A 22,389-nucleotide genomic window follows, 5' to 3' on the forward strand; every position below is an offset into this window, starting at 1 on the left:
TAGCATTTTCGTTGCAATACCCGACCTTTTGCTCAAAATCCTACCGAATCATCCGTCATGGCGGCAAATATCAGCTAAGTCGGCGACGACGAAGCTCTGAAAGCCGAGGGTCGCCGCGTGTGGCGGGAGCCTCGGCTAGGATCTCGAGCACATCCTCCACCCGATAGGGCCATTGTGAGACATCCTCTCCAAGGATCGCCCACAAGAGATCGAGCATCGCAGCGGGATAGAGCCGCGCGGGATGATCCGCCTCCCCGTTTTGATGCGAGATCCCGCGCAGCACGTCTTGGCGCACAGGCACGAGGCGCGGCACGATAACGGGAACGACCTGCGGGAACAGGTCGCCACTCGCCAGGGCGAGGTCCGCCAGTCGCGCCGAAACCTCCGGTGTTCGCAGCGCTCGATGATGGGGCCAGACCTCGGTCAGGAAAGGGATCAGCCGCCCGCGCCAATTCCCCTGGAGATCAGCCGACCAATGTTCCAGATGCCACAGCATCTGGCGCCGAAGATCGTCGTCGCACTCGATCAGTATCTCCCGCAGCTCCGCGTTTGTGACAAGCTGTTCGGGCGGCCCGCTTTCGCTGGACCCGCCCCAGCCCAGCAGCACGAAGCCGGCTACCACATTGGCTTCGGCGCGTCGCCGCGTTGGCGACATGGCCCGCGCGAGCAGCGCGGGCTTCACGCGCTCATAGAGTGCTCGGCTCGGTGCCCGGGCCGCCCACAAGATGCCATCCCACAAGGCGTCGCCATCGTCCCCCATGTCATCGGCCACGCCCAGCAGATGCTGTTCGGTCCAGGCAGGGTCGATCGCGAACAGCCAGTTAACGCGATATCCCAGCATCACCAGCGCGTGGCGGCGCATATCTCCGGGCAATCCCAGCAATTGCATAAGCTTGTCCGTCCACGCCGCGGGGAAGCCCTGTTCCGGCGCGGGGTTTCGGACGGCGGGGTCGCCGAGAAGCACTTCCACGAGCTTGCCCACCGGGGCATTGAGCGCATCATTAGCCCAGCTCGTATCGACCTTCCGTGGTCGATTGTCGTCGCGGAGCGGCAGCGCCGCCATCAACGGTCCCCACAGACAGTCGATGAGCGGCGGCAGATCGATGAAGACGCGCTCCCCGAGTACCCGCAGCCATTCCGTTACCGGATAGGCTATTGTGCTCAAGCCTTCCGGGGAGAGCGAAACCAGCCGCCTCGCTATTGCGCGTACAAGCCTGGGGCGATCCGTCTTGCGTTGCTCCACATAGAGAAACGCCGACCAGAAGCTGGCCGGGACGTTTCCCTTGCGCGCCGCATCGCTCAGTGCGGCCAGCGCGCGGACGGGCCGCACTTCCGCCAGGCCGGTGAAAGGACGGTGTTCCTCCAGATCGAAGAAGTCGGGCATGCTTGCCAGCCCGGCGCGATCGAGAATCTCGCTGACGGGAACGTCATCGAGCGTGCCAGGGTTGATGTCGACTTCGACGCTACGGACCACCGGTGCGTTCGAATCCGCCGCATGCATTGCCGACTGCTCGGTCCAGTCCGGGGCGAGGAGACGCAACGCCGTCTTCTCGGCGTCAAAGTTGAAGGAGAATGTGACGCCCTGGTCGTTCAGCCACTGAAGGCGGTCGAGGCGATAGTGCGCTTCAGCGCGAGTTTTGCCGCCGCGCGTCTTTTCAGTCCATGGATAGCTGGTCGTCAGCAGTCGTGCCTCGATGCGCGCGCGCTCCTCTGCCGCATATTCCGACCAGCGATCCCGGATGGCATAGAGCAGGTCGCGTTGATGGGTCGAGCCCCAGAAGACGTCATCGGGGAAACCCAGCAATATATCGGCCGATTCAGTTGGGGACGTAGCCTGCGACCCTGCCGCCCATATCCGCAGCCGCCCGAAAATATAGTGATCGTCGACCGGCCAGGCGGCAATCTCGGCGCGCGCCAGAGCGGGGGCCGTTGCCGCGAGCCTCGCCATCAGCCCTTGGAACTGGGCGATGGGGCCGGTGATTCCATAGCTGTCGTAAGCGATCGCCGGCTCACCATCGTCCGCCCGGGTCGTTTGCATATAGATATGATCGGCGCCGGATATTTCCGCTTCCATCGACCGTGCCAGCGCAAGATTGTCGCGGAACCTGGTCACCGCATAGGCGAGCTGCATCTCGGGGATCGTCAGCTCCCCATGGGGGTGCGGATAGTCGACGCCATAAGAGAGCAACGCGGTGGGACGATTGGCATCGGTCCAGGTCAGCGGGTGTCCGATGCCAAACTTGCGCTCGATCCGCAGTTGGGGCCGGAAAAGATCGGCATAGGCGCGTACCAATGATTCCGACCATCCCTCCCTCTCGACGCGGTGTCGCAGATCGAAATAGCCGTGATCGGGAGGCACGCGGCGATCAGACCAGCTTGCGATCAACCGCCTCCAGCCGTCCCGGATGTCGGCAGGCCATCGATCGGGTTCTTGTCGCAACCATGATTGAATCGAATCGACAAGCCGGGGATGAAGCGGACCGCGACCAGCCGCCCACCATAAGGCAATGGGCTGATGCGCGACGCGCGTGAACCAGATGGCCAGATTCCTCATGCGCTCACTGAGCGTGCCCGCCATCCCCGCACCGCCGCCGCGGAATTCACCGAACCCGAACTGCTGATCCTCCTGATCGGCGCGCGTTGGCGCAAAGCCATCCCACGCGCCCTCAGGTATCTTCCGATCTCGCCAGTCGTCACCGTCATCGGCGGGCTGCGGCGGCGTATCGAAGTCGAGGGCGAGGCTTTGATAGGGGTCGAAACGGCCGAGCGATTCATCGTCGCCATCGAGCGGCCCAGGACTGGCATAGCGTTCGTGAGGATCGAATACGAGCAGCCAGGAAGCCGCGAGCGTCGTCGTGGCAATACCGAGGCGTCGCGCACCTTCCCGCGTCGAGATGACGTGAGCGATCTGGCCCCGCACATGCGAATCGAGTGGCACCGGCCCAGCCGAGGCGGCAGCAAGCAGGGCCTCATACCAAGCGTCGACGTCGCGCGCCCGCGTGGCCCAGGCCGCAAGGCTGTCCCAAAGCGGATCGTAACTCTTACTGTTGTCGAACGAGATCGCGCGGACCCCGCGATGCTCCCAGAGCGCCGCGTCGTCATCATTATTTCCCGCCTGGAAGGCGAAAAGTCTGCTCCGGCTGCCTGCCTTCAGGTTGAGCGCTTCCAGCAGGTATTGAACTGGCGGATCATCAGCCGCATAGCCAACAAAAACGATCTGGAAGCGCGCAAGCAAGGCCTGCATAAATCGGGTAGCCCAGCCGTCCGACAGATACGCCCTGCCGAAATCCGCGCTCGATATGATGAACTCTTCGTCGCCCGCGCCCGAATAATCATTATTCACCCGGCCGTGGAGATGGACGATGCCCGCGAAATGCCCGCCGCGCGGATCAGGCGGCGGCGGCCCGTAGGCGCCAATCTCCTCGCCACTGGCTTCAAATAACAGATCAAAGTTAGTGGTGACGATCCGCACGACGCCATCGCGCCCCCGTGACAAGTCGACGAGTGTCTGATGGGCGCTCAGATCGACCGGATCGGTCGGGTGGATCGCGCGGGCAACAGCGTTCTCAATATCCTTTTTCTCGAACTCCCGTTCGAGCAGGCTAAAGATACGGTCTGTGGCGATGAGGCCGCCAACGCCGTCCATAGGCTTCATTTCGCCGATACGATCGAAGAGTTTGCGTGCCAGGCTTTTTTCGCCCGCACCCAAGAGCTTGATCACATCGCCACCAAGCTTGATGAAATCGGGTAACCCCGCGCGATGGCGCGACACGCCGGCCCCGCAAAAGAAAATCACATCTCCCGCGTCGCGCGCGACGAGAAGGTCGTCGGGTATCGAGGGGCCGTTGGCGAGAAAGCGCATCGATCGCCTAGATCTAGATATTATGCCACAGCCCAGGGGCGGTGATGCAATTGCTCAGCCAGGCCACCTTATTATCCGGCATGGTTATTCCTCCCAAGGCTCTTGATGCAGAGGAGCGCGATTCCCGAGCATTGGCAAGAGAAACAACGACTGGTTCAAAGCAAATCGCCTTGGCCGCTCAATAATAATCGAATCGGCTGACCGCCCAACACGTTGTTTAATGACGGAGAGCCGTGGCGTACTGGGCGACCAGCGATTTGCATACGGCAATGATGAGGGCTGCTAACAACACCCCCGTGTTCATCAGCGCGTTGGCTCTAAACCTCATAGCCGTTTGTGTATCTATCCAGCACATTGGCATTGTGGATCAGATCGAGCGTTACCTTCGTTCGATCAGGGCCAAGTTGAAAGCTCTTGGAGGTGTCGCGCCAGGTGTGGTTCACGCGCAATTGGAGCGGGCCAAACGTTGCAATATAGCTTTCATCAAGCGATGTGACACCCTTGTCGCCTTGCGAAACAAGGCCCGCTGCACTGACAGCAGATTTCCATGCGCTATCTGTTTTTGCCGCCACCGATGTATCGATAGCGGCCTTGATCGATACGATTGCCTCAATAATTTCCATGTCGCCTCCCGCGATTACCCAACTTTACAACCAGTAGCAAATGGCACGGGTTTAAGAGAATGCCTCCTCAGAGCTTGAAACGTGAACTGCTGATTTTCATCGGTTTGGTGCAACAGCATTCAACAAGACGCTAATGTCTTCATCGAGCTCATGAACGCCATGCTCAAGCTTCCAGGCCGCAACGCTGAACGTAACCTTGTATTGCTTGGCGAGGCTTTGAACGACCTTCTTAACTTCGTCGGTGGATCTTGGTCGACGTGCCTCGACCCATGTTTCACCTGCGCTTCGCGACGGCAACAAGAACTCACCTGCAAATGCCTTGGCGCGTCTCTCAACATCGCCAGGCATTCTGCTATTCAGTACATCAACGGCGCCGAGTGCGTGACCACGGTCAAGAAGAAGGTGGCACAGCTCATGAGCCAGATTCACTCGGGCGGCCCTATTGCCGGGTAAATTGCCCTTGAATCCGCGTAGCGCTTTTTCGTTCAACAGAACCGCCGGACCATGGCGGTTTCCCCAAACGGCCAAGGCCCAGAGGGCGTCAGGATCCACAGCACGATCGTAGACATCGACGTCGAGGCGTTTCACGAGTTCGAAAACGTCAACGACACTCTTGGCGTCCAAATGAAACCAGTCCCTAACGAACGTAGCAGCTGCCTCGCCCTGCACATGTGGTCGCTGATTTGAGAAGGAATGGGCTATGTGCGAGGCCACCGCATTCGACAATTGATCGAGCTTCTCAGAGGCGCCCTTCCTGAATTCTCGAACAAGCCGGAGAATGTTTCGTATGTCCTCAGATGGCAGCGCGCTTGCCATTCTTGCTGCCAGTCGAAGCTCATCGTTGTCGTTTGATGCGTCATCCACTGTTCGCGGGGCGAACAGGAGACCTTCGTCTACGAATTCCCTTGCCAAAGCGCGATCCAAGCTGGCCGACCATGCAAGCAGCGAAGCGGGGTCGCCATCGTTGCGCCGGTTCCACGCGTCCAGGAGAGCATCCCACTTTCCGGAGCGCGCACCGGACAGGCGGGCCGTGATTTCTTTTCCAACCTCATCCAGCGCCCGTCGCACAGTTGTGAAGTCGACTCGGAAAACAAATGTACCGGTATCGATGATTACGATGTCACCCTCTCGGAGAAGCCACAGAGAAGGGAGCCCGAACTGACCTGCGAAGCAGTGGGAGAGATCGTGAGCTTCCTCAAAGGCAAGAATGCACTCGTCATACCGCTCAGCAACGGTGTCAGACTGGCCTTCCCAAAATCTCTCTGCATCGGCCCGCAGAAGCGACGGTTTCGGCGGGCGTAAGCCCAGCGGATAAGTCTGACGCAGAAGCAAAGGCTTCCAGAATTCCGTCAGATGGGAAAGCAAATCGTCGGCTTGGATCTCCAGCTCAATATTCTCGCCCTTTATGGGCCATATCACGTCGCCATCGATCAACACTGCCATTTTCGCAGTCGTCAGAAGATCAATCCCGTTTTCCTGGCACCAAGTGAGGCGGAACTTAAGATCTTGTGCTGTCATTTCCGTTCACCATGCCGCTCAATATGTGCTTTTACCCATGATTTGAATCCAGCCTCGCAGTTCTTGCGTTGGGCCATCTCCTCAAGCCTTTTCAGCATAGCACCGGATAGCTTTCCTTTGTAGGGATACGCGTGATAGCTTTGCCCGTGGTCGCTTGTCTGAGCTTCATATATCGCACCTTCGTGAACGACATACAGTCTTTTTGGCGCTTCAAGTTCTCGGTCGCCGTTGGAGCCAGGGAGTGCTTCGGAGAGCAACGCGAGCCTTTGCACGGCCGTAATCGTTGACGGACATTTACCAATCCATCTCTTCGGATCGCTGTCGTCCAGCTCTATTGTCGGATTTGGTCCGGTTCCAACGTGCTTTTTGCGACGTTCGCCCTTGTCATAGTGTCGGTTTGGTGAAGACACGCTGGCCTGCCGGTAGAAGAAACTGTTGATTGCTCATACCTCTACGGGCTTTTGCGGTGCAAGCCTTTTGAGATTTTGTACGAAGAACAATGTTTGTGGGCTGATTGGACGCAGGCTGAAAGCCTGTGACGTTCCGCCTCCCAACCGACAATTTCAGATTTTGACGAGTTCGCCGGCATCCAGCGATCGATTGAGTTCCCGCGGGCTGCAGGCCGCCTCAATCCGGCCAATAAGGCGGTTCGGCTACAGCCATCGGCAACGGGTCGGCTAGGCCCCAAAACCGAGTAGTGGCCCGGATGTAGCGGACAAGATCGTTCTTGCGGATTCGGAGATGCTCACTCGCCAGTGCAGGGCCGGCTAGAAGGTCCTTGTAGTCAGAACCTGGATTGTCCCATAGCGCAGGGGCAAAATCGCGAAGCCGGTCGCAGGATGGACCTTCGCCGTGCCGAACGACATTCGCGACGAGGAACATCTGGGTCAGGTCTGCCGTCAGATCCGCGTCATTGATCGCAGCTTGCCGAGCGCAGGCAGCAAGAAGACTTTGGAACCCAGGCACCTTCGCTGCGTCCACGGTCGATGTTGAGCAACCTGTGCGCGCCCAAATGCTCAACTGACGTTCGAAAACAGCGCTAAGAGTGAGGGCATAGGCCTTGGCAGCTTCATTGGCGGTATAGTTGTCGACCTGAGCCGCAGCGCGATCGAGAAATTCGCTCAAAGTCGCCGCCTCGCCATGCTCCGTGTGAGAATGCGTCGGTAAGGCATCCAGGCCGGGCAAGATCACTCGGTCGAAGAGTCGAGCGAGATTAGCCTGAAAAATTCGCGGTAACTGGTCTTTGTCCTGCCACATTCACCCAAAGCCTCTATTGCTGGAAAGCGACTGGCGCCACGACTCGGCGACGAACTGAGAAGCCGATCCGGTCCTCCGTACAGGCCGTTTTTTATGCCGGCCGCATTCTGACCAGCGACAATGCCGCATTGATCCGAACGCAGTCACGAAATGCGAAGAGTGACGCGACGAATGTCAATGCGCTTTCCGCTAACAACATAGTTCCAGATTCGGTGGAGGTCCCGGTCAATAGTCCAGACAAACTAACCGTCCCCAGAAACAGAAGCCCCAGCGATAAGATAAAGATAAAACAAAAATACAGAAAATAGGCCGAAGCTTTCCATTTCAGCCATCGGTCACGGATCCGAAACCACACGCCGTCAAAGGCGAGATATCTCGCACCTTGGCGATAGCATCGAAGGGCTCCGGCCTGGTTGGTAGGATGAGCCAAGAGAGCAAGGATTGCAGGCGTTTCGGCCTCGGGGATCCCAAAATTCCTTTCAAAGCCAACTTGTAGTTCAAGGCCGCTCATTGTCCGGTATTTCTGAAGAAATTCCGACCTGTCTTCGGTGCGTTGAACTTGATGTTTGGATGATCTTTCTCCTATCAGCCAGAAAAAGCGTGATATGAGGCCGATCACAATTAGCGCAATCCCTACCGCCTCTGGCACACCGACTAATTTATCATCGGCGACGGGGATCTTGAAGTAACCTTGCAGACCCAGTGTCGCAACGTTTTGAATAACGTCCCATTTTCCCACCGCAATGAGTCCGCAGCCAAGTGTAACGAGTTTGCCAGAAAAAGAGTGCTGAAATACTAACTTCAGTAGGCTATAGATCTTTTCCTTGTCGTCATTACTTATGTTCATGTCGAAAAACTTATCTCTATTCGATGTTGGCAGCTCAAATGTAACGTCTGAGCCCAGATTCCTGTCCGGCCGCCAACCAATAGGCCTTGTCTTCTCTTCTTGACGTTACCATGAACGCTAAAATTGCAAAGTTTGCTCTCTTTAATTGAAGAGATCGGGCACGTGATGTTCTGACCGGGAGGGAGGCAGCTCGTATTCTCTCCAGTGGTTCCCGTCATCAGCTGTAGGGCAGCTCGTCCAGAGACCTGCAATAATCGGCGGGAAGATGATGGTGGCGAGCACCTTCGCGAAGATGCTTCAAATATTCCAGGCTGGGCAACGGAGCGTTGGCTTGGCCCACGGCAACGTAGGTGCAAGCTTTTGTGGGTGTATCGTCTATAACGATGGTGACCGGCACTCGATTGTAGCTGTTCTGATCTTCATGCCGTTCAGATTTGTATCCCTCACTCTTATCCAAACTCGCAAGGTCCTCCTTCGTCAGCCGGTAAACGACTCCCCATGTTGCACGTCCGGGACTTGGCTCGACTGAGGAAACGCCACAACCCCTATTTTTTGAAAGCCTCGGAAAGCAGAGGCAGTGGTCGGGTAAATAACCGATACCGACCACCTCTGCGGACGGGCAACGTTCGCTCATCTGCTGCGGGTCCATGTTGGACCCATAGGCGAAATACAACATCCTTTACGCTCCTCTCTCAGCAGACCAGATCTTGGTCCCGATCCGCTTGAAATCCGAGACCGCGAGCGCACCACGTTCATTCCTGGCTTTCGATCCAGGTTCAGCCAGCCGAGCAAGAATCGACGAGAACGAGGCTTCCCAGATCTCAACGGGATCGAGCGTTGCGTTGTGCAGCAACACCAGCATGACGACGTCACAAGGTCCTTCCGGTTTGATCGTCCCTATTCGCTGGTTACGCTTCACCGCAGGATCGTATGCCCTTCCTTTTATTTGAATCCGCTCCACGCCGGAGGCAGTGTGGCGAAGGGCATCATATCCGGCGGTTCGGGGAGGGGCCAATTCAAGTCCCAGGAGCCCGGCCGCAACGTATTCAGCAACTTCACCCGTCACGCCAAGCGGCTTACCGCTGATCCGGTAGTATTCGGCTGCGAGCGGCTTAATCGCCGCGAGGATCTCTTTTACGCGAACGGCTGTGTCCATCGTCCTCTCCTCGTATGCATCCATCGCTGCCAGGCCCACCGTCAACAGTTATCCAATATCGCAAATTGGATCCTTTGTTGCACAAGATGCCGAGCGCCACTATTTTTGTGCGATCAGGCGATGAGAACAGGAAATGGACTCCCAACTCGACATGTTTCCGAAGGTGCCGCTTCTTGCGGTGGAAACGGCGGGCCCACGCGTAGCGTTGCGTCGACGACCGCAGCCCAGCGCTCTGTCCGACGAAGACATGGCGCGAAAGCTTCAAGAAAGCGGGAACTATCGCATTCTCAGAAAGCTCGTCGCTCGGCCTGTTGCTGCCGTCAGGCGCCCTGAATTTTCCCGTGTCGGCGTCGTTCTCGATACGGAAACAACGGGCCTCAACCATCGCACCGACGAGATTATCGAAATCGGCGCTGTCTCCTTCACCTTCAATGACGATGGAGCGATCGGCGACGTCATTGCCGTCTATGGCGGCCTGCAGCAGCCGTCCGCGCCGATCCCGTCCGAGATCACCCGGCTGACGGGGATCACCGACGCAATGGTCGAGGGACAGATGATCGACATCCAGTCCCTGCGCGGGCTGATCGAGCCGGCAGATCTGATCATCGCCCACAATGCCGGCTTCGACCGGCCATTCTGCGATGGCTTCTCACCCATCTTTTCCGGCAAGGCCTGGGCCTGTTCGGTTTCGGAGATCGACTGGAGCGCTCGTGGCTTCGAGGGAACGAAGCTCGGCTACCTCGTCGGCCAGGCCGGCTATTTCCACGAGGGCCATCGCGCGGTAGACGACTGCTTTGCGCTGCTGGAAATCCTCGACCGGCAGAAGACAGACGAAGAGAGCCCATTCAGCGAACTATACCGCGCCAGCCAGCAATCGCGTGTTCGCATCTTTGCGGAGCACAGTCCGTTCGACATGAAGGAGCATCTGAAGGCGAGGGGCTATCGCTGGTCGGACGGTAGCGACGGCCGCCCGAAGTCCTGGTGGATCGAAGTCGACGAAAACGATCTCAATGACGAACTTCGCTATCTGCGCTCCGACATCTACCAGTGGGATGAAGCAGACCCGCCGGTTCTGCACCTGACAGCCGTCGATCGGTTCAGAGCCTGACGGACAGATTGCACTGGCCGACTTTGTTGATCTATGCGCCTATCGCATGGGTGCGGTGATGCCTTGGCGCTGCGAAAGTCGAGAGCTTCATATTATATATTTCCCATCGAAGCGAATGGACGCCATGGACGGCAGCTCAGCTTCGAATGCCCAAGGAAAGGGGATCATCATGAATGTCGCACGCTCTTTTAACAACTGGCGCAAGTACTGTCAGACGGTCGTTGAGCTGGGCCGCATGTCGACCCGTGAACTGCACGATCTCGGGATCGATCGCGGTGAAATCCGCAGCGTTGCCCGCGCAGCGGTCGCCCGGTAACGGCGCGAAGGCATCAATTCCATCACTCAGTCGGCGCCTGCTTGTTCCCAAGCGGGCGCTTTTGTTTTGCAATCCTGCCATTTCGCCGTGACAGTCGCTCGCTCATGAGCCTTCCGCTTTTCGCATGGCGTATGACTGCTCTGCAAAGAAATGCCTATCGCATGGGCAACACGGGTTTATACTCAAACCTATCGAAGCGATGCACCTCCTCCCGCATCCCTTCGATGTGCAGGCGCTCTTATCCTCCTCCCAGCTGTTGTTCGGTTCTTTTCGAAAGCCTGCCGCACCTCCTCCCGCGGCAGGCTTTTTCGTTTTCGGGATGACGTGATCACCTTGGTGAACCGTGGGCAGGGGCTTCGAGAGAAATATCCGATGAACCGTTGTGGGATATCCCTGCACGCTTTCTATGCGGGGGCTTTTTTGCCACCCGGAGATGGAGACTTGCGGCGGGTTCTTCTCTGTGGTGGCTGTTCTTACCTCGGCTCCTATATTACGACACCGTTCCGCCAGCATGGGCTGCCGGAGAATGAAACTGGAGAAGGCCGCGATGGCGACTGGTACTGTAAAGTGGTTCAATGCAACGAAGGGCATCTCCGTCATCGCGTGCAGAATCAGCACTTTTTCCCAGAAGGTTCGTTCGGCCCTCACCGTCGTCACGTTCGCAACGACGAGCTCCTTCCCTTTTCCGAATTCCGACGCGACATATGGGAGGATCTCGCGCGGCTCAGCCGGAACCGGGTCGGGGCGCGCCCCGCCCTCGATCCGCACAGCTGCCTCTACATATCCGCCGCTGGTGTCGAACACGCTCTTGTAGCTGATGACGAGAACGTCTAACGCCTCCTTCTTCCGGTAGGCGTCGTAGCCAAACGACAGGGAAAAGTGTCCCTTCTGCTCGATCGCTGCTTCCACCTCCTAGATTTCTTTCGTGAACATCTCCCTGAGCGGACCCGAAATATACTTCCGCGCGGCCTCATCAACCTGTTCAGCAATGACCTTCTGCTGTTGCGTCACGGATTTAAGCGCGGCAATTTCGGCTTCGAGCGGAACATGCAGATCGGTTTTGTAAATGCCGATATCTATGTCCTCGGAAAAACGTCGGATCAGCCCATATGCCTTGCTTAGGCTGGTGCCTCCCTTAAAATAGAGACGCGCCGCGTCGGCCGGGCGCCGATTGAAAAGGAAGTCGAGCACCCAGCAGACATAGAGGTCTTTTTCGATATTTTCGGCGCGCGTCTCCAGTTCGGCGGCCGCAGCGGAAAAGAGCGCTCTTTGCTCATCGGCGCTGGAGCGAAGGATCTCAAGAAACGTTGGATACATGCTGAGCGTCCAATTCCTGCCCCTCTTTTCCATTTTCATCTGCAGACGGCAGCTCCGCGATAATGGTGTTTACAACTGGATACATCCAAGCTGGAAGAGCGTGGATGTTTTCCTGCAGGTCGTGAAGGATCGCCTGTCGATGTGAACTCTGTGACAGATGGCGGACGATGCCGCTGACTGCGGTTTCAAGACTTGATCGGTCGTCGCGAAACCAGTTGAGGGCCTGCACAACCCGCATGGCCGGCCGGCCGGCCCAGTACGCCGTCTTGGCGGCGATGCGCTTGAAGTCGAGCGTGTAGATCACGGGCTTCGCAGCGTTCGGGTCGCCGGCATTGGCCTCGATCTCGATCGTTCGTGGATAGGTATCCGCATAGATCGTCGACCGCGCGGGAACGGCCGTCGTTAAGCCAAGGTCATTGGCGGCAGTCATCCCATCGACCAGCACGCGCAATTTGTCGCGCCGCGCGATTGCGTCGATGAAGGAGGAGCGCGGTGGAAACACCATCTTGCCGGTCAGCGTGCTTGTTCCCGGCTTGTCATAGAGACCACGGTAGGGACGCCGAATGTCGCCGCGCTGCGCGAGCCGCTGAAGTGCTTTCTCGACCGCGTTCGGCGTGCTGATGTCCAGGAAATCCGCGCGCGACCAGACCCCGGACGGCGCAGTTTTTGCGATCCGGGCGTGGATTCGATTGAGGGTATCTGACGTTGGATCGGGCATGTTGGTTTCGCTTTCTGACCAAAAAATATATAGAAAGTTTGGTCAGTAATCAAATGAGGAGATGCCCATGCTGACCAGAATTTATATCTAAACTCTGGTCAGTATCGCTGGCCGGCTTTACTCGGCGGCCGCGTTGAACGAAAATTTGTGAGTGCCGTAAGAATTAGTCAGCCAGCGCTATCGCCGGCCCTTCATTTTTTGTGACCACACCATCTCCGGATAAATTCCTCGGAGCTTTGCGATTGCGCTCGAGGCTATGCCGGGAGCGCAGATGTGAACGCCGATGTCGCGCCAGGGAAAATCAGGATCAGCGGAGGCAGAAGCCCAATTCAGGCTGGTAACAATGAGATTGTCGTCATCCCAGGCAACGAATTTTCCGTGGAGGGGAGTTTTCTTTGTTCTAACCAGGGCCAGCCCGTACGTTAGAGCCGGCCTCTTCAGCCAAAGCCCGGGTATGCCGGTTTTTCAATGGTCAGGTGGGCTTTGTACAGATGAGGACTGCTTCCATGCCAGTGCGACCGGTAGTCGTTCGATTCTTTTCAAGACCAAAGGCCATACCTTTGGCACGCCCGGAAGAGGTGGAGCCTTGACGCGAGGAGCGGCAGGGAACACTTACCGAGTTCCCTACGCCACCCCGATATCCCTATTTGTAGGAATACTGCAGGACTGCCGCCGGCAGGCGCTCCCCCTTGACCTCGATCGCAGCCGCCCGTTCTTCGATCGCGGCGAGATCGTCAGGCGACAGCTTGATATTTGCGGCTCCGAGGTTTTCCTCAACCCGCTCCAACCGGCGCGTGCCGGGGATGGGCACAATCCACGGCTTCTGCGCCAAAAGCCAGGCGATGGCCACCTGGGCTGGCGTGGCGCCCTTATCCGCAGCGACTTCCTTGAGCAGATCGACAAGGGCCTGGTTGGCCTCGACAGCCTCTTTGGTGAAACGCGGCGAGTTGTTGCGGAAGTCACCGCTCTCCAGCGTCGTCGACGTGTCGATCTTGCCGGTCAGGAAACCGGCTCCCAGCGGGCTCCACGGCACGAATCCGATGCCCAGCTCCTCGCACAGCGGCAGGATCTCCGGTTCCGGTTCGCGGGTCCACAGCGAGTATTCGCTTTGGACAGCCGTCACCGGCAGGACCGCATGCGCCTTCCGGATCGTCCCGACCGCCGCTTCGGACAGCCCGAAATAGCGCACCTTACCGGCGTCGATGAGATCCTTGACGGCGCCGGCGACGTCCTCGATCGGCACGGACGGGTCGACGCGGTGCTGGTACAGCAGATCGATCGTCTCGATGTCGAGGCGTTTGAGCATGCCGTCGGTGGCCTGCTTGATGTGGTCGGGGAGACTATTGAGGCCGGCGCTGCGTTCGCCAGTCACGGGATCAATGTTGAAGCCGAACTTGGTGGCGATCACGACCTGGTCGCGGACGGGACCAAGAGCCTTGCCGACCAGGACCTCATTGGTAAACGGGCCGTAGGCCTCTGCCGTGTCGAAAAAGGTCACGCCGTGCTCGTGCGCGCCGCGTATCACGCGTATCGCCTCCTGCTCGTCCGGGGACGCGCCGTAGGTCGAGGCAAAGCTCATTGTCCCGAAGCCGATTTCGGATACCTCAAGGGCACCCAGCCTGCGTGTTTTCATGGTCGTTCTCCTATTTGGATGAAAGCTGGCTCAGCCAACCTCGTGTTTCATTGAGCGTCCGGCGTTCCTGGTCCGCTTCCATTGAGAAGGGGGTCTCAATCTGCGCGCCCGGGGCATGGTCGGTAAGCACAGCGAGACTGCTACCGAGGCCGTAGCCGCCGTGAGTGATGAACGGTCTCAAGGTCTTTCCCTCCAGATCATGCGCTCTTAAAAACGAGCGGATGATCGGTGGGGCAGTTTCGCCCCAGATCGGGAAGCCCAGAAAAACCGTCTCATAGCGGGCGAATACGGGGACAGTTGCCGCCAGCGGCGGCTCATAACCCCGATCGCGTTCCTGTCGGGCCTGTTCGACGGTTTCTTCATAGTCTTCCGGATAGGGTTGGGCCGGCCGGATTTCGAAAAGGTCTGCGTGCAGCGCCCGCTGGACCGTCCCGGCGATAACGCGAGTGTTGCCCGAACGGGTGAAATAGGCGACCAGCGTCGTTGATCCGCCTGCCTGCAGGACACCGGTCGACTGCGCCCGCGCTGCCGCGATGTTGAGCAGGGACAACATGGCAGGTGCGGCCAAAAGAGTGCGCCGGGACATATTCTTGCCCATCAGATTCGAGCCGGCGCCTTAACGCCCGAAGAGATCAACATCTGCTCGGGAAGCTTCGGCGGCATCGAAGGCGGCTGCTGCCTGGCTTGCGGAGCCCGGTGAAACCGGACCTGCGACCAGTGGGGTGACAGCGATACCGCCGGCGGTTCCTGGAAAGGCCCGGCGGCCAGTGCTCATCTTTCCGTCGTCTGATGTCTTTGCCATGGCGGGTTCCTCCTTAGCGATTGACGAAACGCTGATGCGACGCGGCGTAGCGATCGCCGTGCGCCGTGAGGACCGAGAGGCCATCGCGGATGCGGGACAGATCATTGGTCGTGAGCTGCACATCGGCGCCGCCGAGATTCTCCTCAAGTCGATGCAGCTTGGTGGTGCCCGGAATCGGGACGATCCATGGCTTTTGTGCCAGAAGCCATGCCAGGGCGACTTGGGCCGGTGTCACCTGCTTGTCTGCCGCGATAGCCTTGACCAGGTCGACAAAGGCCTGGTTGGCCTTGAGGGCTTCGGGTGCGAACCTCGGCACAGTGGCGCGGAAGTCCTTCTCGCCGAAGGTCGTCGACGCGTCCATCTTGCCGGTAAGGAAGCCCTTGCCGAGCGGCGCAAACGGCACAAAGCCGATTCCCAACTCTTCCAAAAGCGGCAGGATTTCCTGTTCCGGATCACGCCACCACATCGAGTATTCACTCTGCAGTGCCGCGACCGGCTGGACCGCATGGGCGCGGCGGATGGAATCCGCACCAGCTTCGGACAGTCCGAAGTGCCGCACCTTGCCCTCGGCGATGAGATCCCGGACCGTCCCTGCGACGTCTTCCATCGGCACTGTCGGGTCGACGCGATGCTGATAGAAAAGATCGATAACGTCGGTGCGCAGCCGCTTCAGCGACTCCTCGGCAACCTGGCGGATCCTTTCCGGTCGGCTGTCGAGGCCGTTCGCCGGAACGCCATCCTTGAAGCCGAACTTGGTGGCGATCACGACCCGGTTGCGAACCGGCTGCAACGCCTCGCCGACGACGTCCTCGTTGACGCCGGGGCCATAGGCTTCAGCGGTATCGAAGAAGGTGACTCCCCGTTCATGAGCCGCCCGCAGCAGAGCTATTGCATCGCCGCGTTCGGTGGTCGTCCCGTAGCCGAAGCTCAGGCCCATGCAACCATAGCCGATCGCTGAAACTTCCAGGCCCTGCCCGAGTGTGCGCTTTTCCATGTGATGATCCTTTGAGTGATTACAATCGACGAGGCCGAAAGGCCCGAGCGTGCCTGCCAACAACATAGCGCTGGCTTGATCTCGTGATTAGACGCTATAATCGGGAATGCCCTATAAGCTGGTCTAATGAATGCCGAACGAGAACTTCAACAATCTGGCTGCGTTTGTGGTCGTCGCCAAGGAGCTCAGCTTCACCAAGGCAGCCGCGAAACTGGGCGTATCCCAATCGGCGTTGAGCCAGACGATCAAGCTATTAGAGGCCCATCTCGGGCTTCCGTTGCTGACCCGCAACACGCGCAGCGTGATGCCGACGGAAGCGGGCGAAAGGCTGTTGCGCACCCTGGCGCCGCGTTTCGAGGAGATGGAGCAGGAAATTGCCGACCTCAGCGCGATGCGAGAGAAACCGGCCGGAACACTCCGTATCACGGCCGGCGAGCATCCCGCAGTCACGATCCTGCGGCCGGCGTTGCGCAGGCTTCTGCCGGAATATCCCGACGTGCATGTGGAAATCATCGTCGACTACGGTCTGACCGACATCGTCGCGGAGGGTTACGACGCCGGCGTGCGGCTTGGCGAGCAGGTTGCCCGGGATATGGTCGCCGTCCGGATCGGCCCGGAAATGCGGGTAGCGGTCGTCGGTTCGCCGGCCTATTTCGCGCGGTACCCGATTCCGCAAACACCGCAGGATCTGACGCATCACAACTGCATCAATTTCCGGCTTCCCACATACGGAGGGCTCTTTCCCTGGGAATTCGAGAAGGCCGGTCGGGAGCTCAAGGTTCGTGTGGATGGCCAGCTGGTCTTCAACAATATGACGATGCGCCTGGATGCGGCGCTCGGCGGCCTTGGCCTTGCCTATATTCCCGAAGACCAGGTTCTTCCCTTTCTCGCCGATGGTCGACTGATCCGTGTCCTGGAGGACTGGTGCGAGCCCTTCCCGGGTTATCATCTTTACTACACCAGCCGGCGGCATCCCTCTCCGGCATTTGCTCTATTGGTGGATGTCTTGCGCTATCGGGGGTAGTTGGCCAGGTCCTTGTCATAGCGCTTGCGAGCAATCTCGGCCGCCGTGTTGCGGGTGAAAAGCAAGTCGCCCGTTGACAGACGGTTTGGTACCAAACTGTGTCGCACAAGGGCGACCATCGATCATCCGATGCCGGTCTGATTCAAGACGTTGCCTTCTTGATATCGTTGCCAGGCCGATTTGTCAGGATGGCGCTCGTAATCAGGTGAACGAGATGATCGGCCCGCGGCGCGAAGGAGGGTTGGTCGACCGCCCAGCCGAGAGCCGTCATCAGGGCGAACAGGTCATCCCCGTTCATGTCTGCGCGCGCTATACCTTCGGCCTGAGCACGGCGCAGAAGTCGTGCACTCGCCGCGTGTATCGCTGCGCATGACGCATAAAGAGCGGACTGCGGATTGTTATGGGCTGAGGCCATAAGATTGACGACGCCGTCGTAACTTTGCGCGAACGCCACCCAATCGCGAATCCAGGACACGATTGCTTCGTCAGGCGAATTCGACCGTTCGAGCTCTTCAGCCTTATGCGTCAGCGCATCCAGGTTATCACACAGCAGCGCTTCATACAGAGCTTCCCGCGTCGGGAAGTGACGAAGCAGCGTGGCCAGCCCAACGTCGGCACGACGGGCGATATCCCGCATCGACACATCGGCTCCCTGTTCGGTCACGGCCTCACGCGCGACCGTGAGGATATGGCTGTAATTTTTTTTCGCGTCGGCTCGCATGACCTGCCTTGATAAACGGATCAGTGACCCATATATGTGTTTCACCGATCCAGTTAATATGGATCACTGATCCAATAGATAGGCGGCATTCGGGAAAATAGCAATAGAGTCGCCAATCACCCGACTTCAAGGAATGTAGAGATGAGCACCATCAGCATTATCGGAACAGGCGGTATGGCCGCAGCCATCGGAGGCCTCGCCGCCAGGGCCGGACATACCATCGAGGTGATGGCCCGCGACCCTGCGAAGGGGCAAGCGCTGGCCGGGCAGATCGGGTCTGGTGCGACGACAGGACCGTTCGCCGCCGCTCCGGTCGGGGACCTTGTCATCCTGGCGGTTCCCTACACGGCCGTGCTCGACGTCGTGAAGCAATATGGCGAAAAGCTGGCAGGCAAGATTCTTGTCGACATCACCAACCCCATCAAATCCGACTTCACCGGCTTCCTGACTCCTGAGGACAGTTCCGGCGCGCAGGAGATCGCGAGGGTTGCCCCTGCCAATGCGGATATCGTCAAGGCGTTCAACACCCAAAACTCCGACGTCCTGGCGGCCGGCCCAGTCGAGGGCCGCCGATTGGACATATTCCTCGCCGGCGACGACGCGCGGGCGAAGGCACGGGTCTCGGCGTTCATCGAGAGCCTCGGATTGCGCCCGATGGATACCGGGCCGCTGACCATGGCTCGGACGCTTGAGCACGCCTGCATGCTGGTGCTGGGCCTCCTCACCCATTCCGTCAAGCACCCAAACTTCGCCATCGGCGTCGACATTCTCGGCTGAGTCTACCGATCCAGCCATCTCCCATCACATCACCAAGAAGGAAAAGTCACATGCACGTCTTCGTCACTGGCGGGACCGGCCATTCCGGTCCGTACATCATCTCCGAGCTCATCGCCGGCGGCCATGAAGTCACTGCCCTTGCCCGGTCGGACAAAGCCGAGGAGGCGGTTTCCAGGCTCGGCGCCAAGGTGCGTCGCGGTAGTCTCGAAGATCTTGACGGGCTCAAGGCCGCAGCTGCAGACTCCGACGGCGTAATCCATCTCGCGCACAGGCAGGACCTGCTTCCTGCGGGCGGGATCAACGCCGTAGCTGCCGCGGAGCGCGAGATCATGCTGGCGTACGGCGAGGCGCTGGCGGGGACCGGAAAGCCGCTGGTCGTGTCGGCGAGCATTGGCGGCCCCGGATGGGAAGGTCTGGGCCGGCCGGCCACGGAGGAGGATCCGTCCCTTCCCGGGGGCGATCCGTACAAAGGCACCCTACGGGTTCGCAATATTGTGGAGACCACGGTCATCGGTCTCGCCGAGCAGGGCGTTCGGTCTTCGATCGTCCGGATTCCTGAAATCATGCATAGCGCGACCGATAATGCCGGCTTCCTGCCGCTGCTGATTGGGCTCGCCAAGGAGAAGGGCGTCGTCGGTTATCCCGGAGACGGCGAGAACCGGTGGACCGCGGTGCACGCCCTCGATCTCGCCTCAGTGTTCCGCCTGGCGCTAGAGAAGGGCCCCGCCGGCAGAAACTGGCACGCGGTCGCGGATGAAGGTTTTCGGTTTCGCGAGCTCGCTGAGGCCCTTGGCAGCCGCCTAAACCTGCCGGCCGTACCCATTCCTGCAGACGCGCTCATGTTGCCGGGTTATTTCGGGTTCCTGGCAAATCTGGTTACGCTGGACACCCCGGCGTCCAGCGCCATCACCCGCCAGGCCCTCGGCTGGGATCCCACTCAGCCCCGCCTCTTCGCCGATTTGGACAACGGTCACTACTTTCCTGCCCGCTGAGCTTAGCCCGGGGATGCCCCCTTTAAAGACAACGAGCAATATTCAAACCTCACCAGGAGACTGAACATGAGCACCATCAGCATCATCGGCGCAGGAACCATGGCCAAGGCGATCGCCGGCCGGGTCGCCAAGGCTGGCCACACTGTCGAGGTGGTCAACCGCGACCCCGCCAAGGCGCGGGCGCTGGCCGACCAGCTCGCAGCCGGAACAACCGCAGGAACCTACGGCGCCATGCCGGCGGGCGACATCGTCATCCTCGCCGTGCCGTACACCAATGCGGCGGCGGTGGTGGCCGACTTCGGCAAAGCGCTCGACGGCAAGGTGATCATCGATATCACCAATCCGGTGGCGCCCGACCTCTCGGGCCTCGTCACGCCCCACGGCAGTTCCGGCGCGCAGGAGATAGCGAAGGGCCTCCCCGCTAACGCGCATGTCGTGAAGGCCTTCAACACCATCTTCGGCCACGTGCTTGCCAAGGGTGGACGCCTCGACGCGTTCATCGCTGCAGACGACGCGGAGGCGAAGAAGCGCGTCTCGGCCTTCCTCGAGAGCCTGGGGCTTCGTCCGTTCGACGTCGGTGGCCTGCACATGGCCCAAACGCTTGAGGCGGTTGGCTTGATGATGATCGGCCTGGCCAAAAACGGCGCCGGCACCTGGGACTTCGCCCTGAAAGTCGATATCGGCTGAATGTGGCGTCTTCTGACCCTATCCGCGCACGGCGACCCTGCGGTCACCAGCAGGCACTTGGGGCAAAGCGTCCCGCTCGGCAAAGATGCTTTTCATTTCCGCCATGTTCTGGGTCCCCCAGGTGCAGAGCGGGACGATCGCGACGGCCAGACTGCGGCCAAGTGGTGTCAATGCGTAGTCCACACGCGGCGGCACCTCCTTGTAATCGGTCCGCACCAGCACGCGATCGACCTCCAATTCCTTCAATTGCTGGATCAGCACCTTGTCGCTGACGCCCTCGATCGCGCGCTTCAGCTCGCCGTACCGCTTCGGGCCGTCGAGCAGGAAATACAGGATCAGCGGCTTCCACTTGCCCGCGATGATGCGGAGCGTAACGGCAAGTCCATGGGAGTAACCTATGCCGCAGTTGGGAGAAATTTCGCAATCATTGGAATGGCTTGACATTTTTCTTCCATACTTACCAGATGGTGCATACTTGTGACTAAGTAATCACCCTCTTAGGTCAGTGCAACCCCAACAGAGGATGCACAACATGACCAGACTGAATGGAAAAACCGCAGTGATCACCGGCGGCGCGACCGGCATCGGCCGCGCCGCGGCGAAGCGTTTCATCAAGGAGGGAGCCTTCGTCTTCATCTTCGGTCGGCGACAGGAAGCGCTTGATGCCGCCGTGGCGGACCTCGGCCCCAATGCCCGCGCGGTGAAGGGTTCGGTCTCCGATGAGGGCGACCTCGACCGCCTCTACGCGGCGGTGAAGGCCGAACGCGGAACCCTCGACATCGTCCTCGCCAATGCCGGGGCGGGAAGCCCGCTTCCGCTCGGCAAGATCACCGCCGCGCACATCGACGAAACCTTCGACACCAACGTGAAAGGCACGATTTTCACGGTCCAGAAGGCGCTGCCGCTGATGGGTCCGGGCGGTTCGATCATCCTGACCGGATCGAGCGCCGGCACCACGGGCGCGCCGGCATTCAGCGCCTACAGCGCGAGCAAGGCGGCCGTGCGCAACCTCGCGCGGACATGGGCGGAGGATTTGAAGGGCACCGGCATCCGGGTGAACGTGCTGTCGCCAGGAGCCACGGCAACCGAACTCGCGAAGGAGGCTCTGGGCGAGGAGGGCCAGAAGGCCTACGGCGCGATGACTCCGCTCCAGCGCATGGCCGATCCGGCGGAGATTGGGGCGGTGGCTGCCTTTCTCGCCTCGCCGGATAGCAGCTTCATGACCGCCAGCGAAGTCGCCGTTGACGGCGGTCTTGCGCAACTCTGATGCCATGGCCCTTGCGGCGCTTCATTCGATTGTTCGGAGCGCCGTGGGGCAAGGATAAACCGAAGGAAAACACATGAGCTACGCAATCATCGGCTTCGGCAATATCGGCCAGGCTCTGGCCAAGGCGTTCGCCCGTAACGGCATCGAAGTATCGGTTGCGACCAGGCGCGACCCGGAAAGCTTTGCAGCCGATGCGGCCGCGATCGGCCCCACGGTCATTCCCAAGACGCTGGCGGACGCCGTCAAGGCGGAGGTCATCTTTTTGGCTGTCCGTTTCGAGGTGCACCCGGAGGTCGCGAAGGCGCTCCCCATCTGGCAGGGGAAGATCATCGTCGATGTGACCAATGCCTACGGTGTGCCGCCTGAGGAACTGGGGGGCCAGCCTTCTTCCAGGTTCATCGCGCAGGCATTCACCGGCGCAAGACTGGTCAAGGGCTTCAACCATTTGATCGCTGCCACCCTTGCCCAGAACCCGGCCGTGCATGGTGGCAGGAGAGTCGTGTTTCTGGCGAGCGACGATGATGCTGCCGCAGTGGAGGTTGGTGCGCTTGCGGAAAATCTCGGCTTCGCGCCGATCAAGCTTGGCGGGCTGTCGGAGGGCGGACTGCTAGTCCAGGCGCGCGGAAATAGCTGGGGCCAACTGATCTTCAAGGACCTGGTCAAGTTCGACTGATGAAATCGTGATCGCAGATTTCGATGCGATCCTGCCTTGTGGACAGGGGGCAGCCACAGTCTGATTGAAGCGCGGGCGACGCTGGCAGCAGCCAGTG

At 59.5% G+C, this 22,389-nt stretch carries 24 protein-coding genes and 1 pseudogene; 9 read left to right on the forward strand and 16 right to left on the reverse strand.

The genetic code is table 11. The features are described from left to right. Positions 1-70 precede the first annotated feature (70 nt). Positions 71-3,862, reverse strand: coding sequence for an SIR2 family protein (locus tag ACQZ6J_RS24485; protein ID WP_449085988.1), 3,792 nt, complete (start codon positions 3,860-3,862; stop codon positions 71-73). 44 nt (positions 3,863-3,906) lie between these two features. Between ACQZ6J_RS24485 and ACQZ6J_RS24490 the strand changes: the two genes are divergently transcribed. Continuing rightward, on the forward strand, positions 3,907-4,047 hold the full coding sequence (locus tag ACQZ6J_RS24490; protein ID WP_449085989.1) for a hypothetical protein: 141 nt from the start codon (positions 3,907-3,909) through the stop codon (positions 4,045-4,047). Between the two features lie 132 nt (positions 4,048-4,179). Here the strand turns inward: ACQZ6J_RS24490 and ACQZ6J_RS24495 are convergent, their stop codons facing one another. The 7 genes from ACQZ6J_RS24495 to ACQZ6J_RS24525 all read right to left on the reverse strand — a co-directional run bounded on the left by ACQZ6J_RS24495 (position 4,180) and on the right by ACQZ6J_RS24525 (position 9,263). Then, positions 4,180-4,485 carry a hypothetical protein gene (locus tag ACQZ6J_RS24495; RefSeq protein ID WP_449085990.1) on the reverse strand — a complete coding sequence of 102 codons (306 nt, stop codon included), beginning with the start codon at positions 4,483-4,485 and terminating at the stop codon, positions 4,180-4,182. 96 nt (positions 4,486-4,581) lie between these two features. Beyond that, positions 4,582-6,003 carry an ImmA/IrrE family metallo-endopeptidase gene (locus ACQZ6J_RS24500; protein ID WP_449085991.1) on the reverse strand — a complete coding sequence of 474 codons (1,422 nt, stop codon included), beginning with the start codon at positions 6,001-6,003 and terminating at the stop codon, positions 4,582-4,584. Next, on the reverse strand, positions 6,000-6,413 hold the full coding sequence (locus ACQZ6J_RS24505; protein WP_449085992.1) for a hypothetical protein: 414 nt from the start codon (positions 6,411-6,413) through the stop codon (positions 6,000-6,002). The genes ACQZ6J_RS24500 and ACQZ6J_RS24505 overlap by 4 nt, the downstream gene beginning before the upstream one ends. Positions 6,414-6,630: 217 nt before the next feature. After that, entirely contained in the window at positions 6,631-7,260 is a 630-nt protein-coding gene (locus ACQZ6J_RS24510; RefSeq protein ID WP_449085993.1) for a hypothetical protein, read from the reverse strand. A gap of 91 nt (positions 7,261-7,351) precedes the next feature. Next, positions 7,352-8,107: a hypothetical protein gene (locus ACQZ6J_RS24515; protein WP_449085994.1), complete on the reverse strand. Its 756-nt coding sequence runs from the start codon at positions 8,105-8,107 to the stop codon at positions 7,352-7,354. A 217-nt stretch (positions 8,108-8,324) separates the two neighbouring features. After that, positions 8,325-8,783, reverse strand: a complete 459-nt coding sequence (locus ACQZ6J_RS24520) for a gamma-glutamylcyclotransferase family protein (RefSeq protein WP_449085995.1) — start codon at positions 8,781-8,783, stop codon at positions 8,325-8,327. Between the two features lie 3 nt (positions 8,784-8,786). Next, positions 8,787-9,263: a hypothetical protein gene (locus ACQZ6J_RS24525; RefSeq protein ID WP_449085996.1), complete on the reverse strand. Its 477-nt coding sequence runs from the start codon at positions 9,261-9,263 to the stop codon at positions 8,787-8,789. A 133-nt stretch (positions 9,264-9,396) separates the two neighbouring features. On the opposite strand from ACQZ6J_RS24525, the gene ACQZ6J_RS24530 reads away from it, so the two are divergent. Beyond that, complete coding sequence (locus ACQZ6J_RS24530; protein WP_449085997.1) at positions 9,397-10,371, forward strand: 3'-5' exonuclease; 975 nt, start codon at positions 9,397-9,399, stop codon at positions 10,369-10,371. A gap of 169 nt (positions 10,372-10,540) precedes the next feature. Next, positions 10,541-10,687 (forward strand): DUF1127 domain-containing protein, encoded by a 147-nt coding sequence (locus ACQZ6J_RS24535; protein ID WP_449085998.1) that lies wholly within the window; start codon positions 10,541-10,543, stop codon positions 10,685-10,687. Between the two features lie 588 nt (positions 10,688-11,275). Here ACQZ6J_RS24535 and ACQZ6J_RS24540 read toward each other — a convergent pair. From ACQZ6J_RS24540 to ACQZ6J_RS24565, 6 genes and pseudogenes are all read right to left on the reverse strand, one after another. Then, positions 11,276-12,004, reverse strand: a pseudogene (locus tag ACQZ6J_RS24540) (nucleotidyl transferase AbiEii/AbiGii toxin family protein); the annotation flags it as partial. Beyond that, positions 11,985-12,722 (reverse strand): DUF6088 family protein, encoded by a 738-nt coding sequence (locus ACQZ6J_RS24545; protein WP_449085999.1) that lies wholly within the window; start codon positions 12,720-12,722, stop codon positions 11,985-11,987. The gene ACQZ6J_RS24545 and the pseudogene ACQZ6J_RS24540, both read right to left, overlap by 20 nt. A 643-nt stretch (positions 12,723-13,365) precedes the next feature. Next, a complete protein-coding gene (locus ACQZ6J_RS24550) occupies positions 13,366-14,355 on the reverse strand; it encodes an aldo/keto reductase (protein ID WP_449086000.1) in 990 nt (329 codons plus the stop codon). 10 nt (positions 14,356-14,365) lie between these two features. Continuing rightward, the gene (locus tag ACQZ6J_RS24555; RefSeq protein WP_449086001.1) at positions 14,366-14,953 is read right to left on the reverse strand and encodes a flavodoxin; all 588 of its coding nucleotides are present in this window, start codon (positions 14,951-14,953) and stop codon (positions 14,366-14,368) included. 18 nt (positions 14,954-14,971) lie between these two features. After that, entirely contained in the window at positions 14,972-15,157 is a 186-nt protein-coding gene (locus ACQZ6J_RS24560; RefSeq protein ID WP_449086002.1) for a hypothetical protein, read from the reverse strand. A gap of 13 nt (positions 15,158-15,170) precedes the next feature. Then, positions 15,171-16,151, reverse strand: a complete 981-nt coding sequence (locus ACQZ6J_RS24565; RefSeq protein ID WP_449086003.1) for an aldo/keto reductase — start codon at positions 16,149-16,151, stop codon at positions 15,171-15,173. A 130-nt stretch (positions 16,152-16,281) separates the two neighbouring features. Between ACQZ6J_RS24565 and ACQZ6J_RS24570 the strand changes: the two genes are divergently transcribed. Then, positions 16,282-17,175, forward strand: coding sequence for a LysR substrate-binding domain-containing protein (locus ACQZ6J_RS24570; RefSeq protein WP_449086004.1), 894 nt, complete (start codon positions 16,282-16,284; stop codon positions 17,173-17,175). Positions 17,176-17,317: 142 nt separating this feature from the next. On the opposite strand, the gene ACQZ6J_RS24575 is transcribed toward ACQZ6J_RS24570, so the two are convergent. Next, positions 17,318-17,896, reverse strand: coding sequence for a TetR/AcrR family transcriptional regulator (locus ACQZ6J_RS24575; RefSeq protein ID WP_449086005.1), 579 nt, complete (start codon positions 17,894-17,896; stop codon positions 17,318-17,320). 141 nt (positions 17,897-18,037) lie between these two features. Here ACQZ6J_RS24575 and ACQZ6J_RS24580 point away from each other — a divergent pair, with 141 nt between their 5' ends. From ACQZ6J_RS24580 to ACQZ6J_RS24590, 3 genes are read left to right on the forward strand one after another with little or no spacing between them, the layout of a single operon-like run. Continuing rightward, the gene (locus tag ACQZ6J_RS24580) at positions 18,038-18,673 is read left to right on the forward strand and encodes an NADPH-dependent F420 reductase (RefSeq protein ID WP_449086006.1); all 636 of its coding nucleotides are present in this window, start codon (positions 18,038-18,040) and stop codon (positions 18,671-18,673) included. Positions 18,674-18,723: 50 nt separating this feature from the next. Continuing rightward, positions 18,724-19,665: an SDR family oxidoreductase gene (locus tag ACQZ6J_RS24585; protein ID WP_449086007.1), complete on the forward strand. Its 942-nt coding sequence runs from the start codon at positions 18,724-18,726 to the stop codon at positions 19,663-19,665. A gap of 60 nt (positions 19,666-19,725) precedes the next feature. Continuing rightward, positions 19,726-20,352, forward strand: a complete 627-nt coding sequence (locus ACQZ6J_RS24590; RefSeq protein WP_449086141.1) for an NADPH-dependent F420 reductase — start codon at positions 19,726-19,728, stop codon at positions 20,350-20,352. 18 nt (positions 20,353-20,370) lie between these two features. Here the strand turns inward: ACQZ6J_RS24590 and ACQZ6J_RS24595 are convergent, their stop codons facing one another. Then, positions 20,371-20,796 (reverse strand): winged helix-turn-helix transcriptional regulator, encoded by a 426-nt coding sequence (locus ACQZ6J_RS24595; protein ID WP_449086008.1) that lies wholly within the window; start codon positions 20,794-20,796, stop codon positions 20,371-20,373. Between the two features lie 88 nt (positions 20,797-20,884). Here ACQZ6J_RS24595 and ACQZ6J_RS24600 point away from each other — a divergent pair, with 88 nt between their 5' ends. Then, positions 20,885-21,619 (forward strand): SDR family NAD(P)-dependent oxidoreductase, encoded by a 735-nt coding sequence (locus ACQZ6J_RS24600; protein ID WP_449086009.1) that lies wholly within the window; start codon positions 20,885-20,887, stop codon positions 21,617-21,619. Between the two features lie 73 nt (positions 21,620-21,692). Next, a complete protein-coding gene (locus ACQZ6J_RS24605; protein ID WP_449086010.1) occupies positions 21,693-22,292 on the forward strand; it encodes an NADPH-dependent F420 reductase in 600 nt (199 codons plus the stop codon). Positions 22,293-22,389 lie beyond the last annotated feature (97 nt).

The organism is Rhizobium sp. A37_96 (assembly GCF_053521765.1).